The 15,575-nt window shown below is 61.9% G+C and carries 19 protein-coding genes; all 19 read left to right on the top strand.

Going from position 1 to position 15,575, the window contains the following annotated elements; translation table 11 throughout:
* Positions 1 to 191 precede the first annotated feature (191 nt).
* The 19 genes from LHU53_RS14340 (at position 192) to bphJ (ending at position 15,569) form a co-directional block, all read left to right on the top strand.
* Entirely contained in the window at positions 192 to 398 is a 207-nt protein-coding gene (locus tag LHU53_RS14340) for a phenol hydroxylase subunit (protein ID WP_227333344.1), read from the top strand.
* Between the two features lie 36 nt (positions 399 to 434).
* Positions 435 to 1,430 (top strand): aromatic/alkene monooxygenase hydroxylase subunit beta, encoded by a 996-nt coding sequence (locus tag LHU53_RS14335; protein WP_227333343.1) that lies wholly within the window; start codon positions 435 to 437, stop codon positions 1,428 to 1,430.
* Between the two features lie 39 nt (positions 1,431 to 1,469).
* On the top strand, positions 1,470 to 1,739 hold the full coding sequence (locus LHU53_RS14330; RefSeq protein WP_227333342.1) for an MmoB/DmpM family protein: 270 nt from the start codon (positions 1,470 to 1,472) through the stop codon (positions 1,737 to 1,739).
* 27 nt (positions 1,740 to 1,766) lie between these two features.
* Positions 1,767 to 3,326, top strand: a complete 1,560-nt coding sequence (locus LHU53_RS14325; protein WP_227333341.1) for an aromatic/alkene/methane monooxygenase hydroxylase/oxygenase subunit alpha — start codon at positions 1,767 to 1,769, stop codon at positions 3,324 to 3,326.
* Positions 3,323 to 3,679 carry a phenol hydroxylase subunit P4 gene (locus LHU53_RS14320; RefSeq protein ID WP_227333340.1) on the top strand — a complete coding sequence of 119 codons (357 nt, stop codon included), beginning with the start codon at positions 3,323 to 3,325 and terminating at the stop codon, positions 3,677 to 3,679. Before LHU53_RS14325 ends, LHU53_RS14320 begins: the two co-directional genes overlap by 4 nt.
* Before the next feature lie 48 nt (positions 3,680 to 3,727).
* Positions 3,728 to 4,792 carry an NADH:ubiquinone reductase (Na(+)-transporting) subunit F gene (locus LHU53_RS14315; protein ID WP_227333339.1) on the top strand — a complete coding sequence of 355 codons (1,065 nt, stop codon included), beginning with the start codon at positions 3,728 to 3,730 and terminating at the stop codon, positions 4,790 to 4,792.
* Between the two features lie 9 nt (positions 4,793 to 4,801).
* Positions 4,802 to 5,149 carry a 2Fe-2S iron-sulfur cluster binding domain-containing protein gene (locus tag LHU53_RS14310; protein ID WP_227333338.1) on the top strand — a complete coding sequence of 116 codons (348 nt, stop codon included), beginning with the start codon at positions 4,802 to 4,804 and terminating at the stop codon, positions 5,147 to 5,149.
* 24 nt (positions 5,150 to 5,173) lie between these two features.
* On the top strand, positions 5,174 to 6,118 hold the full coding sequence (locus LHU53_RS14305; protein WP_227333337.1) for a catechol 2,3-dioxygenase: 945 nt from the start codon (positions 5,174 to 5,176) through the stop codon (positions 6,116 to 6,118).
* A gap of 86 nt (positions 6,119 to 6,204) precedes the next feature.
* Entirely contained in the window at positions 6,205 to 7,074 is an 870-nt protein-coding gene (locus tag LHU53_RS14300; protein ID WP_227333336.1) for a transporter, read from the top strand.
* 267 nt (positions 7,075 to 7,341) lie between these two features.
* Entirely contained in the window at positions 7,342 to 8,253 is a 912-nt protein-coding gene (locus LHU53_RS14295; RefSeq protein ID WP_227333335.1) for a LysR family transcriptional regulator, read from the top strand.
* Positions 8,254 to 8,262: 9 nt separating this feature from the next.
* Entirely contained in the window at positions 8,263 to 8,604 is a 342-nt protein-coding gene (locus LHU53_RS14290) for a 2Fe-2S iron-sulfur cluster binding domain-containing protein (protein ID WP_227333334.1), read from the top strand.
* A gap of 17 nt (positions 8,605 to 8,621) precedes the next feature.
* Entirely contained in the window at positions 8,622 to 9,548 is a 927-nt protein-coding gene (locus tag LHU53_RS14285) for a catechol 2,3-dioxygenase (RefSeq protein WP_227333333.1), read from the top strand.
* Complete coding sequence (locus LHU53_RS14280) at positions 9,548 to 9,979, top strand: heme-binding protein (RefSeq protein ID WP_227333332.1); 432 nt, start codon at positions 9,548 to 9,550, stop codon at positions 9,977 to 9,979. Before LHU53_RS14285 ends, LHU53_RS14280 begins: the two co-directional genes overlap by 1 nt.
* A 98-nt stretch (positions 9,980 to 10,077) precedes the next feature.
* Positions 10,078 to 11,538, top strand: coding sequence for a 2-hydroxymuconic semialdehyde dehydrogenase (locus LHU53_RS14275; RefSeq protein WP_227333331.1), 1,461 nt, complete (start codon positions 10,078 to 10,080; stop codon positions 11,536 to 11,538).
* A gap of 11 nt (positions 11,539 to 11,549) precedes the next feature.
* Positions 11,550 to 12,389 (top strand): alpha/beta fold hydrolase, encoded by an 840-nt coding sequence (locus LHU53_RS14270; RefSeq protein ID WP_227333330.1) that lies wholly within the window; start codon positions 11,550 to 11,552, stop codon positions 12,387 to 12,389.
* Between the two features lie 49 nt (positions 12,390 to 12,438).
* Positions 12,439 to 13,221 (top strand): 2-oxopent-4-enoate hydratase, encoded by a 783-nt coding sequence (dmpE, locus tag LHU53_RS14265; RefSeq protein WP_227333329.1) that lies wholly within the window; start codon positions 12,439 to 12,441, stop codon positions 13,219 to 13,221.
* A 15-nt stretch (positions 13,222 to 13,236) separates the two neighbouring features.
* On the top strand, positions 13,237 to 13,827 hold the full coding sequence (locus tag LHU53_RS14260; RefSeq protein ID WP_227333328.1) for an antibiotic biosynthesis monooxygenase: 591 nt from the start codon (positions 13,237 to 13,239) through the stop codon (positions 13,825 to 13,827).
* 12 nt (positions 13,828 to 13,839) lie between these two features.
* Positions 13,840 to 14,634, top strand: coding sequence for an SDR family NAD(P)-dependent oxidoreductase (locus LHU53_RS14255; protein ID WP_227333327.1), 795 nt, complete (start codon positions 13,840 to 13,842; stop codon positions 14,632 to 14,634).
* Between the two features lie 20 nt (positions 14,635 to 14,654).
* Positions 14,655 to 15,569, top strand: coding sequence for an acetaldehyde dehydrogenase BphJ (bphJ, locus tag LHU53_RS14250; RefSeq protein WP_227333326.1), 915 nt, complete (start codon positions 14,655 to 14,657; stop codon positions 15,567 to 15,569).
* The last annotated feature ends 6 nt before the right edge of the window (positions 15,570 to 15,575 follow it).

The raw sequence follows: 15,575 nt of genomic DNA, 5'->3' as shown, positions 1-15,575 counted from the left end.
CCAGATCAAGCGATGGCCCATTTTTAGGGGTTATCCCTATAAATATCGAGATTTCATGGGTTTGTGACAAAGCTGGCAAGCTCTTTGCAAAGTGCTGAGGGTCAAGCCCACCCCATCACTGCCATGCCAATCACCCATTGTTTTCAGCGCCAAGTCGGGCCTGCCGTGCCTCGGTTCTCAGGGAGCCGAGCATGAACCCGCAGACCCCGCCGGGCACGGATGAAGCCAGCGTCGAGATCCAACACAAGTTTGTTCGCATCAAGGAAGTGCGCCCAGGCGGACTAGTCTGCTTCGAGTTTTCTATTGGCTGGCCGGAGTTGTTTGTTGATTTGATGTTGCCGCAGGTTGCTTTTGACGATTTTTGTGCCCGCAACCAAGTGCAGCGCTTGAATGACTGATTCCCCTCAAAGCTTCTTTTTAAAAGGATAGTCCCCATGTCAGTTGATCTCCATACGCGTGAAATCAAACCTCTGCGCAACACCTTTTCCCACACCGCCCACTATGTCGGCCATGAGAAACCCGCGTCGCGCTACCAGGAGGCCACGCTCGACACACAACCGACGGACAACTTCCACTACCGCCCCACCTGGGACCCCGAGCACGAGATTTTTGACAAGTCGCGCACGGCCGTGAAGCTGGCCGACTGGAACGTGTTGCGTGACCCGCGCCAGTATTACTACGCAACCTGGACCATGGCCCGCGCCCGTCAGCAAGACGCCATCGAGTCGAGCTACGAGTTTGTGCAGTCCCGCGGGCTGGTTGCCAAGATGACCGATGTCGTGCGCCGCAAGGCCTGTGAGGTGCTGATGCCGCTGCGCCATGTGGCCTGGGGTGGCAACATGAACAACAGCGCGATTGGCGCCTACGGTTATGGCACGGTGTTCACCGCCCCGGCCATGTTCCACGCCATGGATCAGCTGGGTGCGGCGCAGTTCATCACCCGCCTGGGCCTGGCGCTGGACGAACCTGCCATTCTGGACGCCGGCAAAAACGACTGGCTCCACACCGCCTGCTGGCAGCCGCTGCGCCACTACGTGGAAGACACGCTGGTGCTGCAGGACCCGTTTGAATTGTTCGTGGCGCAAAACCTGGCGCTCGACGGCCTGCTTTACCCGCTGATCTACGGCCACTTTGTCGATGACCACATCGCCTTGCAAGGCGGCACCGCGGTGTCGATGCTGGCGGCTTTCATGCCCGAGTGGCATACCGAGAGCGCCCGCTGGATCGATGCGGTGGTCAAGGTGGCGGCGGCTGAATCCGACGCCAACCGCCAGCTGATCTCGGGCTGGGTGAAGGCCTGGACGGACCGCGCCCAGACCGCGCTGGCACCCGTGGCCGAACTGGCGCTGGGTGCCCATGGCGCCGACATCTTGCAAGAGGTGCGCGAAGCGCTCGACGTGCGCTGCAAAAAAGCCGGTCTGGTGGCCTGAGCGCGCCAAGCCCTTCCTTCATTCACGAAAGACCTCAGCATGTCCAATGTTTTCATCGCCTTCCAGGACAACGAAGATTCGCGTCCCATCATCGAGGCCATCCTGGCCGACAACGCCGCTGCGCAGGCCAGCTACCCCACCGGCCTGGTCAAGATTGATGCCCCCGGCAGCCTGGTGGTGCGCCGCGCCACCATTGAAGAGTTGGTCGGTCGCTCTTTCGACTTGCAGCAAATCCACGTCAACCTGGTGACCCTTTCGGGCCACATTGACGAAGACGACGATCAGCTCACGCTGAAATGGAACAACTGAACCCGAACCCCACCGCAAGGAGCACACATGGACACCCCTGTACAAAAAAAGAAACTCAGTCTCAAAGAACGTTATGCCGCCATGACGCGTGGACTGGCCTGGGACACCACCTACCAGCCCATGGACAAGGTTTTCCCGTATGACAAATACGAAGGCATCAAGATCCACGACTGGGACAAGTGGGAAGACCCGTTTCGCCTGACCATGGACGCCTACTGGAAATACCAGGGCGAAAAAGAGAAAAAGCTCTACGCCGTGATCGAAGCCTTTGCGCAAAACAACGGCCAGCTCGGCGTGACCGATGCTCGCTACATCAACGCACTCAAGATCTTCCTGACCGGCGTGACGCCGCTGGAGTACTACGCCTACCGGGGTTTTGCCCACGTCGGGCGCCAGTTCACCGGGGCCGGTGCGCGCGTGGCCTGCCAGATGCAGTCGATCGACGAGCTGCGCCATAACCAGACCGAAACCCACGCCCTGAGCCACTACAACAAGTACTTCAACGGTCTGCACAGCCCCAAACACATGTTTGACCGGGTGTGGTACCTGTCGGTGCCCAAGTCGTTCTTTGAAGACGCTTACACCGGCGGCCCGTTCGAGTTTTTGACCGCGGTGAGCTTCTCGTTCGAATACGTGCTGACCAACCTGTTGTTTGTGCCCTTCATGAGCGGCGCGGCCCACAACGGCGACATGTCCACGGTGACCTTCGGCTTCAGCGCGCAGTCTGACGAATCACGCCACATGACGCTGGGCATCGAATGCATCAAGTTCATGCTGGAGCAAGACCCGGCCAACGTGCCGATCGTGCAGGGCTGGATCGACAAGTGGTTCTGGCGCGGCTACCGGCTGCTGACCATCGTGGCCATGATGCAGGACTACATGCTGCCCAAGCGGGTGATGAGCTGGCGCGAAAGCTGGGAAATGTATGTGGAAGACAACGGCGAATCGCTGTTCAAGGACCTGGCGCGTTATGGCATCCGCAAACCCAAGGGCTGGATCCAGGCCTGCGAAGGCAAAGACCACATCAGCCACCAAGCCTGGGCGACCTTCTACCAGTACGGCGGCGCCGCAGCGTTCCAGACCTGGGTTCCCGAGAAAGAGGAACTGGCCTGGCTGAGCGAGAAATACCCCGAAACCTTTGACAAATACTACCGTCCGCGCTGGGAGCACTGGGGTGCACAGGCTGCAGAAGGCAAGCGCTTCTACAACATGACGCTGCCCATGCTGTGCACCACCTGCCAGGTGCCGATGCTCTTCACCGAAGAGGGTGACCCCACCAAGATCGCCTACCGCGAGAGCGACTACCTGGGTAACAAGTACCACACCTGCTCTGACCACTGCAAGGACATCTTTGACAACGAACCCGAAAAGTACGTCCAAAGCTGGCTGCCAGTGAACCAAATCTACCAGGGCAACTGCTTCAAGGAAGGCGTGGACCCGACCGCCGAAGGCTTCGACCCGCTGATGGCTGTGCTGGACTACTACAACGTCAAGGTTGGCCGCGACAACTTCGACTTTGAAGGTTCGGAAGACCAGAAAAACTTTGCTGCCTGGCGCGGTGAATCTGCAGAAGGAAACCAAAAATGAGCGTCAAATCAATCAAACCCTACAACTTTCCGGCCAAGGACGTGCGCGAAAACTTCCCCGCGCCACTGCTCTTCATCGGCTGGGAAGACCACCTGATGTTTTGCGCCCCCTTCGCCTTGCCATTGCCGCCCGACACGCCGTTTGGCGCGCTGAGTGCTGCGGTGCTGCCGACCATGTACGGTGTTCACCCCGACTTTGCCAAGATCGACTGGGACACCGTGCAGTGGTTCAAGTCGGGTGAACCCTGGCAGCCCGACCCCGCCAAGTCGCTGGCAGAAAACGGCCTGCAGCACAAGGACGCCATCCGCTTCAGAACCCCAGGGCTCACCGGCCTGAACGGCTCCTGCAGCTAAGGGATGCCGCTTCAGCACCATTTGAAACCTGAACCCTCCAAAAAGACCATGAGTTATGAACTGACGATCGAACCGCTGGGCGCCACCATTGAGGTGGAAGAAGGCCAGACGCTGCTGGATGCAGCGCTGCGCCAGGGCATTTACATCCCGCACGCCTGCGGGCATGGTTTGTGCGGCACCTGCAAAGTGCAAGTCAGCGAGGGTGAGGTCGACCATGGCCACGCCAACCCGTTCGCCCTGATGGACTTCGAGCGCGATGCCGGCAAGACGCTGGCCTGCTGCGCCACGCTGCAAAGCGATGCCTGCATCGAAGCGGACATCGACGAAGAGCCTGACGCCGAAATCATTGCCGTGCGGGACTTTGACTGCGTGGTGTCGCGCATCGAGGTGCTCACCCCCACCATCAAGGCCATTTTTCTCAAGCTGGGGCAGCCGCTGCACTTCCAGGCGGGGCAGTATGTGCAGGTGGTGATTCCCGGCGTCGAAGGTGGTCGCGCGTTTTCGATTGCCAACTCACCTGCCCAGGTACAAGCCACCGGCGAAGTGGAACTCAACGTACGCATCCTCCCAGGGGGCGCGGGCACCACCTGGCTGCATGAGCAGTTGAAGCCGGGTGACGCGTTGCGCATCTCTGGCCCCTATGGCCGCTTTTTTGTGCGCAAGTCTGCGGCCAAACCGGTGGTCTTTTTTGCCGGTGGGTCTGGCCTGTCCAGCCCGCGTTCCATGATTCTGGACCTGCTTGGTGGCGGCAGCACGCTGCCCATCACCCTGGTGTACGGCCAGCGCACGCCCGACGAGTTGTATTACGACGCCGAGTTTCGTGCGCTGGCGGCGCAGCACGCCAATTTCACCTACGTGCCGGCGCTGTCTGACACCGCCCAAGCGGCTGGCTGGCAGGGTGCGCAAGGTTTTGTGCACGAGGTGGCCAAGGCGCATTTTTCGGGCGACTTCTCCGGCACCCAGGCCTATCTGTGTGGCCCACCGGTGATGATCGAGGCCTGCATTGCCACCCTGATGCAAGGGCGCCTGTTTGAGCGCGACATCTTCACCGAGAAGTTCCTCTCGGCGGCCGATGCCAACCAGCAGCGCAGCCCCTTGTTCAAGCGCGTGTGAGGAGCGGCCATGTTCTTTGATACCCGCCCCAAAGTGCCGGTGCACGTGGTGCAGACCGGCGAAACCTTCCCCTGCGCCCATGACGAGAGTTTGTTGCAAGCCATGTTGCGCCTGGGTCGCAAAGGCATCCCGGTGGGCTGCGTCAATGGTGGCTGCGGCGTCTGCAAGGTCCACATCGTCGAGGGGGCGTGCCAGTCGCTGGGCCCCATCAGTCGCGCCCATGTCAGCGCCGAGGAGGAGGCCGCGGGCTTCACCCTGGCCTGCCGTGTCGCCCCGGTCACCGCCGTTCGGCTGGAGGTGACAGGCAAGTTTGAGAAGCCGTTTTGTAAAGGCTTTGCCAGCACGGCAAACGCCTGATTTTTTAACCACAAGGAGACAGCAATGGGCATCATGCGAATTGGTCACGTCAGCATCAAGGTGATGGACATGGCCGCGGCACTCAAGCACTACGAAAACGTGCTGGGTATGACAAAAACGATGGAGGACAAACACGGCAACGTGTACCTCAAGTGCTGGGACGAGTGGGACAAATACTCCCTGATCCTGACGCCCTCCGACCAGGCCGGCCTGAACCACGTGGCCTACAAGGTCGAAAAAGACAGCGACCTCGATGACCTGCAAAAGAAGGTCGAAGCCTACGGCGTTGCCACCACCGTCCTGGACGAAGGCACGCTGCCGTCCACCGGACGCTTGCTGCAGTTCAAGCTGCCCAGCGGGCATGAGATGCGCCTGTACGCCATGAAAGAGTACGTGGGCACTGAAGTCGGCACCAACAACCCCGACCCGTGGCCGGACAACATCAAGGGCGCCGGTGCCCATTGGCTCGACCACTGCCTGCTGATGTGCGAGATGAACCCGGAAGCCGGTGTCAACAAGGTGGCAGAAAACACCCAATTTGTCATTGAAGCGCTGGACTTCTTCCTCACCGAGCAAGTCCTGGTCGGCCCGAACGGCGACATGCAGGCCGCCACCTGGCTGGCGCGCACCACCACGCCGCACGACATTGCTTTTGTGGCGGGTCCGCGCATGGGTCTGCACCACATCGCTTTCTTCCTGGATTCGTGGCACGACATCCTGAAGTCTGCCGATGTGATGGCCAAGACCAAGACCCGCATCGACGTGGCCCCCACCCGCCATGGCATCACCCGCGGCGAGACCATTTATTTCTTCGATCCAAGCGGCAACCGCAACGAAACCTTTGCCGGTTTGGGTTACCTGGCGCAGCGCGACCGGCCTGTGACCACCTGGGACGAATCGCATCTGGGCAGCGGCATTTTTTACCACACGGGTGAGATGGTGCCGTCCTTCACCGAGGTGTACACCTGATTCCCTGACCGGTGTCATCCCGCCGCGCCCCCGAGTGGCGTGGCGGCCCATGTTTTTTGTCCCCCCATTTTTTGAACCACACAAGCATGAAAAAAATCGTTCTAGCCGCCCTGGCCACCGTGGCCAGCGTGTGCGCCACCGCAGGCGGGCATTACGTGCCCGGCGTTGAAGGCATCCAGGCCGCCAGCGTGCCGCCACCCGGCATGTATTACCTGGGTTACCTGGTGAACTACAGCATTGACGAGCTGCGCGCGCCCGGCAGCGAAACCAGCCTGCCAGGCAGCAACACCGGCACCGTCAGCGCGCTGGCCAACCGCTTTGTCTACATCAGCAACACCAAGGTCTTGGGTGCCGACTACGGCGTGGAAGCCATCGTGCCGGTGATTCGCAAGTCGATGGCCTTCGCTGGCGAGTCCAGCTCCGGTATCGGTGATGTCTACCTGGGCCCGCTGGTGCTGGGCTGGCATGGTGGCAACTGGGATGCGGTCGCGGCAGCCGGTCTTTGGTTTGACAACGCCAACAGTGATTCGATTTCCAAGCCCGGCAATGGCTACAAGTCCACCATGCTCACGGGCGGCGGCACTTACTATTTTGACGCTGCCAAAAGCTGGAGTGGTTCGGCCCTGCTGCGCTACGAGATGAATTCCAAAGACGACCGTGGGTTTGAGCCCGGCGACCAGGTCACCATGGAGTGGGGCATTGGCAAGACCGTTGGCCCCGTCCAGCTGGGTCTGGTCGGCTACGACCAATGGCAGACCAGCGACGACACGGGAACGGGCGCCAGCAACGACCGCGCCGAGCGCCATGCCATCGGCGTGGAGGTGGTTTACCCGCTGATGAAAGAGGCCGGTGTGATGCTCAAGGCCGCTTATTACGACGAGTATTCCGCCAAGGGCGGCAGCAACCCCCAGGCCAAGGGCTCGACCCTGCGCTTCACCTTCGTCAAGGCCTTCTGAGTCATGCCACGCTCCCTGATGCGAGACGGTGCCAGGGGGCGCAGCACGGCTTGCGCTATGCAAAAGGGGTATAGCTTGGCTTCGAAAATGGTATTGGACGGTATCGCAATGCATTTCTACGATACCGGCAACCCAGCGCTGGACACGGGTCAGCGGCTGGGGATCTCCCCACAACCAAGAGACAACATGCGCCGCCAATCAATCAGCCACCTAGACCGCCGGACCGCCATCCAGGCCCTGGGCGTCACCGCGTCCGGGGTTTGAGCCATGGACCTGCGGCAGCTGAAAAATTTTGTGGTGTTGGCTGAAGAGTTGAACTTCAGCCGCGCGGCCGTGCACTTGCACATTTCGCAGCCACCCTTGAGCCGCCAGGTGCAAGCCATAGAAAACGAGATCGGCGCGCCCCTGTTCGAGCGGCTGCCCAAAGGCTTGGCGCTGACCGCTGCCGGGTGCACCTTGCTCGACGATGCCCGGCGCATTCTGGGCATGGTGGACGCCGCCAAAGACCGCGCGGGCCAGGCCGGTCGGGGTGAAATGGGCCGCTTGGATGTGGGCATTTTTGGCTCGGCCATCTTTCACCACATTCCGCGTCTGCTGTTGCAGTTTCGCAGCCTGTACCCCCAGGTGAAGATCAGCTTGCATGAACAAACCAAGGCCGAACAAATTCGGGCATTGCGTGAGCGGCGTCTGACCATTGGCTTCAACCGCCATGTCCGGCCCGAGCCGGACCTGGTGGTCGAACCGGTGTACCAGGAGCCCCTGCTGGTGGCGCTGCACGGTGAGCACCCGCTGGCACAGCAGGCCGCCATCAGCGTGCGCGAGCTCAGTGCACAGCCGCTCATTCTGTACCCCAACAACACCCGTGAAGGCTTTGCGGACCACGTGTTGTCTTTGTTTCGCATGGCCGGGCTGCAAGCCCAGGTGGAGCTGCAAGTGAAGGACGTCGTCACCGCGGTGGCCCTGGTCTCCAGTGGTTTTGGCCTGTGCGTGACGCCCGAGGCAGCCAGCAGCCTGCAACTGCCGGGAGTGGTGTACCGGCCGCTCGACGCCGACCCGGCGCCCACGGTGGAACTGGTGTGCCTGTACCGCCGGGATGATGCCTCGCCGGTGCTGGCCGCTTTCCTGGACACCGTGCGCCAATTCCGGCCGCAAAGCGCCTCCCTCCCACCGGTTCGCTGAACACGCATCATGCCAAGCTACACCATCCACATTGAAAACGACGGCAGCAGCTACCGCTGCACCGACACCCGCAGCGTGCTCGAAGGCATGGAATCGCTGGGCAAGAAAGGGATTCCGGTGGGCTGCCGCGGCGGTGACTGTGGCGTCTGCAAGGTGCAGATTCTCAGCGGCAGCTACACCAAGCGGGTGATGAGCCGTGCGCACATCAGTGCCGAAGAAGAAGCCAGCGGCTGCGTGCTGGCCTGTCGCATCAAACCCACCAGCGACCTGTTGTTGCGGGTGATGGGGCCGATGAAAAAAAGCGTTTGCGGGGTGGTTGAACCGGCAGGCGTCCTCTCTCCCTCAACCTGATACTGGAGACATGCAACATGGCAATGACAGGTGTTTTGCGTCCCGGCCACGCCCAGCTTCGCGTGCTCGACATGGACGAGTCGGTCAAGTTTTATACCGACGTGATGGGCTTGCTGGAGACTGGACGCGATGCCTCGGGCCGCGTCTACTTCAAGACCCGCGCCGAGCGTGACCACAACAGCATCGTGTTGCGCCAGGCCGACCGCGCCGGGATGGACTTCCTGGGCTACAAGGTGCTCAACCAAGCCACGCTCGATGACCTGGAAGCCAAGCTCAAGGCCCACGGTGTGGCCACCGAGCGCCTGCCCGCCGGTGAGATGCTGGAGACCGGCGAGCGCGTGCGCTTCAAGATCCCGACCGGCCACACGCTGGAGCTGTACGCTGACAAAACTGATGTCGGCAACGGCATGGGCTACACCGACCCCGAGGTCGACGTGATCGACGGCAAGGGAATCCGCCCGATCCGCATGGACCACGCCCTGCTGTACGGTGGCGACATCGACGGCTCGCGCAAGATTTTTGAAGACGTGTTGGGCTTTAACCTGGTGGAGCGTGTCAAGCTCGAAGACGGCGCCACCGACCTGGCGGTCTGGCTGACCTGCAGTGCCAAGGCGCATGACGTGGCCATGGTGCGCCATGCGGAAGATGACAAGTTGCACCACATCTCGTTCCAGCTCGCCAGCTGGGAGCAGGTGCTGCGCGCCGCCGACATCATGAGCATCAACCGCGTCAGCATCGACATCGGCCCGACGCGCCACGGCATCACCCAAGGCACGACGATATATTTCTTCGACCCGTCGGGCAACCGGCTGGAGACCTTCTGCGGCGGTTATGACCACTACCCCGACATGCACCCCATCACCTGGACCTGGGACGAAGTCGGCCGCGGCATTTTTTACCACGACCGCAAACTCAACAGCGCTTTCCTGAGCGTGGTGAGCTGATGCAGGTCGCAGTTGCCCAATCGGTGGTGGGCTGGGATGCCGCCGCCACAGCGGTGCACGCCGCCGTGCAGCATGCCGACCAGCTGGGTATTCGCATCAACGTGGCGGTGGTCGATGTGGGTGGCAACCTGGCGGCGTTTTTGCGCATGCCTGGCGCGTTTTTGCACTCGATCGACATCGCCATCGACAAGGCGTACACGGCGGCCAGTTTTGGTTTGCCGACCAGCCAGTGGCATGCCGCGCTGCAGCAGCATTCCGACGCGGTGCGCGAAGGCATCGTGCGCCGCCCCCGTTTTGTGGCGTTTGGTGGTGGCTTGCCCATCGTCGAGGCGGGGCAGCGCGTGGGCGGCATTGGCGTCTCGGGTGGCTCCGAAGAACAAGACGAGGCCTGTGCCCAAGCGGGGTTGGCTGCGATCGGTTTGAGCAGCTGACTTTCCTGGCCCGGGTGGCAACCCTGCGGGCCATGAAAGTTATTTCACGTTAACGGCGCCAGGCTTTTGCCAACGCGCCACTTTAGGAAGAGTGGACCATGAAAGAAATCAAGAACTTCATCAACGGCCAGTACGTTACCAACGTCAGCGGTAAGACTTACGAGAAACGCAACCCGGTCGACAACAGCCTGATCGGTATGGTGTATGAAGCCGGTCAACCCGAAGTCGACGCCGCCGTGGCTGCCGCCCGTGCCGCGTTGCACGGCCCCTGGGGCAAGCTCTCGGTGGTGGACCGCTGCGCCATGCTCGACGGCCTGGTGGCCGAGATCAACCACCGCTTTGACGACTTCCTGCAAGCCGAAATTGCCGACACCGGCAAACCCGCACACCTGGCATCCCACATCGACATCCCGCGCGGTGCTGCCAACTTCAAGATATTCACCGACACCATCAAAAACGTCTCGACCGAGTCGTTCGAGATGCGCACCCCGGACGGCAAGACCGCCCGCTCTTATGGCGTGCGCACGCCACGCGGGGTGATTGCCATCATCTGTCCGTGGAACCTGCCGCTCTTGCTGATGACCTGGAAATGCGGACCGGCCATGGCGTGTGGCAACACCGTGGTCGTCAAACCTTCTGAAGCCACCCCCAGCACCGCCACGCTGCTGGGTGAAGTCATGAACAAGGTCGGCGTGCCCCCGGGCGTCTACAACGTCGTCAACGGCTTTGGGCAGAACTCGGCTGGCGCCTTCCTCACCGCCCACCAAGGCGTCAACGGCATCACCTTCACCGGTGAAACCAAAACCGGCACCGCCATCATGAAAGCCGGTGCGGACGGCATCCGCCCGGTGTCTTTGGAACTCGGTGGCAAAAACGCCGCCGTGGTGTTTGCCGACTGCGACTTCGAGAACGCCGTCAACACCGTCACCCGCTCGGTGTTTGAGAACTGCGGCCAGGTCTGCCTGGGCACCGAGCGCGTGTATGTGGAGCGCCCGATTTTTGAGAAGTTTGTCGCCGCCCTGAAAGTCAAGGCCGAGCAGATGAAGCCCGGCCGCCCGTTTGACCATGACACCAAGATCGGCCCGCTGGTCAGCAAGATTCACCAGAAAAAAGTGCTGTCTTACTACGCCAAAGCCAAGGAAGAGGGCGCCAATATCGTCTTTGGCGGCGGTGTGCCCGACATGCCCGACGACCTGAAAGACGGCTGCTGGGTCGAGCCGACCATCTGGACCGGCCTGCCCGAGACGGCCAGCGTGGTGCGTGAAGAAATTTTTGGCCCGTGCTGCCACATCCAGCCGTTTGATTCTGAGGAAGAAGCCGTGCGCATGGCCAATGACACCAAGTACGGCCTGGCCACCTCGATCTACACGCAGGACATCAGCCGCGCCAGCCGCCTGGCCACGCAGATCGAAGTGGGCCTGTGCTGGATCAACAGCTGGTTCCTGCGCGACCTGCGCACCCCGTTTGGCGGCTCCAAGCAGTCGGGCATCGGGCGCGAGGGCGGCGTGCACTCGCTGGAGTTCTACACCGAGCTGCGCAACGTGATGATCAAGTATTGAAAGTCCGCGCCATGACTCAAAACCCTGAAATCGGCCAATCCATCGTGGCCAACGGCATCCGTACCAACTACCACGACGTTGGCACCGGCTTCCCGCTGTTGATGATCCACGGCTCGGGTCCGGGCGTGAGCGCCTGGGCCAACTGGCGCCTGAGCATTCCGGTGCTGGCCCAAGATCGGCGGGTGATTGCGTCGGACATGGTGGGCTTTGGTTACAGCGAGCGCCCGGCCGGCATCCGGTACAACATGGCCACCTGGGTGGCGCAGGCGGTGGGCTTGCTGGACGCGCTGTGCATCGAGCAGGCTGACCTGGTCGGCAACTCGTTTGGCGGTGGCCTGGCGCTGGCACTGGCCATCGCCCACCCAAAACGTGTGCGCCGCCTGGTGCTGATGGGCGCGGCTGGTGTGTCGTTCCCGATTACGCCGGGGCTCGATGCGGTCTGGGGCTACCAGCCCTCGATTGCCAACATGCGCCAGCTGATGGATTTGTTCGCCTATGACCGCTCGCTGATGAGCGACGAGCTGGCCGAGCTGCGTTATCGGGCCAGCATCCAGCCCGGCTTTCAGGAGGCTTTCCAGTCGATGTTTCCGGCACCCCGGCAAAACGGTGTGGACGCGCTGGCCAGCCGCGAAGAAGACATCCGTGCCCTGCCGCACGAGACCCTGGTGTTGCACGGCCGTGAAGACTTGGTGATTCCGTTGTCCAACTCCCTGACGCTGGCCGACTGGATCAACCGCTCGCAGCTGCATGTGTTTGGCCGTTGTGGCCACTGGACGCAAATCGAACACTCCGCGCGCTTTTGCCAACTGGTCGGCAACTTTCTGGCCGAGGCGGACGCCCAAGCTGCCTGACTGGCACCCACCCTGATTCACTTCAACCAACCAACCGGACACCAACTTTATGGATTCCAAACTGATCGAAACCCTGGGCGATGAGCTTTTTCAGGCCATGCGCACCTGCACCGTGGTCGACCCGCTGACCAGCCGCCACCCCGACATCACCATCGAGAACGCCTACCACATCCAGCAGCGCATGCTCTCCAACCGGCTGAACGCTGGCGAGCGTGTGGTGGGTAAAAAAATTGGCGTCACCTCTGCCGCGGTGATGAACATGCTCGGCGTGTATCAGCCTGACTTTGGCTATTTACTGGACGGCATGATCTACAACGAAGGCCAGGCCATTGATGCCAGCACGCTGATCCAGCCCAAAGCCGAAGGCGAGATTGCCTTCATCCTCAAAAAAGACCTGATGGGCCCCGGCATCAGCAATGCTGACGTGCTGGCCGCCACCGAATGCGTGATGCCGTGTTTCGAGATTGTCGACAGCCGCATCCGCGACTGGAAGATCAAGATCCAGGACACCGTGGCCGACAACGCGTCCTGCGGCGTGTTTGTGCTGGGTGACCGTGCGGTGGACCCGCGCCGCGTGGACCTGTCCACCTGCGGCATGGTGCTGGAGAAAAACGGCGAAATCATCGGCACCGGCGCCGGTGCTGCCGCGCTGGGCTCACCGGTCAACGCCGTCACCTGGCTGGTCAACACGCTGGGCCAGCTGGGCATTGGCATGAAGGCTGGCGAAGTGATTTTGTCGGGCGCCTTGGCCGCCATGTCGCCGGCCAAAGCGGGTGACAACTTCCGCGTGAGCATCGGCGGGCTGGGCAGCTGCTCGGTGCGTTTCTCCTGATCTGCCATCAGCGCCATGGCCACCACCGCAGCTCAAGCCGTCAGCGCCGTCACCGTGCTGGTGTCGCGCCGCGTCAAGCCGGGTCATGAGGCCGCTTTCGAGCAAGCCTCTGCCGCCATGACTGCCGCCGCGCGGCCGTTTCCCGGTTACCTGGGCGGGCAGCTGGTGCACCCGGACCCCGAAGGCGACGCCGAGGAAAGCAACCTGTACCACACGGTATTTGCCTTTGACACGCCCGAGCATTTGCAGGCTTGGCAAACCTCGCCCGAGCGCACCGAGCGCCTGGCCGCCATTGCCCCGCACACGCTCAGCAGCACCCAGCTGCGCGAGGTCAGCGGTCTGGGTCACTGGTTCACACCGCCCGCAGGCGCGGCGCACCAGCCGCCACCGCGCTGGAAAGTGGCGGTGGTCACCTGGCTGGGCATTTGCCCGACGGTGTACGTGTTGTTCCTGACGGTCGCGCCTTTTCTGGCCGACTGGGCGCTGCTGCCGCGCGTGATGGTTATCACGATGCTGGTGGTGCTGCTCATGACCTGGGTGGTGGCGCCGCGCCTGACCACCTGGTTGAAACCCTTTTTGTATGCGCAAGCGCGCCACACAACCTGACAAGGACGCTGTATGGATTTGTTACTGCAAGGCAAACGTGCGCTGGTCACCGGCTCCACCTCCGGCATCGGCTGGGCCACCGCGCGTGAGCTGGCGTTGGAGGGCGCGCATGTCGTCCTCAATGGCCGTGACGCCGCCCGGCTGGCCAGCGCTCTGGCGCGCATCCAGGCCGAGTGCCCGCAGGCCACCGTGCGCGGCGTGGTGGCTGACCTGTCCACTGCCGCCGGGTGCCAGCAACTGCTGCGTGATGCCGGTGAGGTGGACATTCTGGTCAACAACCTGGGCATCTTTGAGCCCAAGCCGTTCGAGCAAATCAGCGACGACGACTGGATGCGTTTTTTCGAGGTCAATGTGATGAGCGGCGTGCGTCTGGCGCGGCATCACCTGCCCGCCATGAAGGCCCGCAATTGGGGCCGCATCGTGTTCATCTCCAGCGAATCGGGTATTTGCCCACCGGCCGAGATGGTGCATTACGGCATGAGCAAGTCGGCCCAGTTGTCGGTGTCGCGCGGCTTGGCCGAAACCTGCATCGGCACCCAGGTCACCGTCAACAGCGTGTTGCCCGGCCCCACCCGCACCGAAGGCGTCGGCGAGTTTTTTGCGAAGCTGGCGCGTGATGCGGGCCAAACCCTGCAACAGGCCGAGCATGACTTCTTCAAATTTGCCCGTCCCACCTCGCTGCTGCAGCGCTTCATCGAACCCGCCGAAGTGGCGGCCATGGTGACCTACGTTTGCAGCCCGCGCTCGGCTGCCACCAACGGCGCTGCCTTTCATGTTGAAGGCGGCGTGGTGCGCTCACTCATCTAATTTCAACCCACGGAGTTCTCATGTCTCAAAAAATCAAATGTGCCCTGATCGGCCCCGGCAACATCGGCACCGACCTCTTGGCCAAGTTACAACGCAGCCCGGTGCTGGAGCCGGTCTGGATGGTCGGCATCGACCCCAATTCGGACGGCCTCAAACGCGCCCGCGAGATGGGCATCAAAACCACCGCGGAAGGTGTCGACGGCCTCATTCCCCACATGCTGGCCGACGGCGTGCAAATCGTGTTTGACGCCACCAGCGCCTACGTCCACGCCGACAACAGCCGCAAGGTCAACGCCCTGGGCGCGCTGATGATTGACCTGACGCCTGCGGCCATCGGCCCGTTCTGCGTCCCCCCGGTCAACCTGATCGAACACGTCGGCAAGGGTGAGATGAACGTCAACATGGTCACCTGCGGTGGCCAGGCCACCATCCCGATGGTGGCCGCAGTCAGCCGCGTGCAACCCGTGGCCTACGGCGAAATCGTCGCCACGGTGTCCAGCAAATCCGCTGGCCCGGGCACCCGCAAGAACATCGACGAATTCACCCGCACCACCGCCAGCGCGGTCGAGAAGGTCGGCGGTGCCAAGAAAGGCAAGGCCATCATCATCCTGAACCCCGCCGAGCCGCCGCTGATCATGCGCGACACCGTGCATTGCCTGACCGAAACGGAACCCGATCAAGCCAAGATCACTGAATCCATCCACGCCATGATCAAGGAAGTGCAAAAGTACGTCCCCGGCTACAAACTGGTCAACGGCCCGGTGTTTGACGGCAACCGTGTCTCCGTCTTCCTCGAAGTCGAAGGCCTGGGCGACTACCTGCCCAAATACGCTGGCAACCTCGACATCATGACGGCAGCGGCCGCCCGCACCGCAGAGATGTTTGCCGAAGAAATCCTCGCGGGTCGCCTGACGCTCAAACCCGTGCAAGCCTGACCCCAA

Origin of the sequence: Rhodoferax sp. U2-2l (assembly GCF_020594515.1) — a bacterium.
Classification (GTDB): Bacteria; Pseudomonadota; Gammaproteobacteria; order Burkholderiales; family Burkholderiaceae_C; genus Rhodoferax.
Note: the sequence above shows the minus strand (reverse complement) of the source record. Positions and strands in the feature narration are given on the sequence as shown.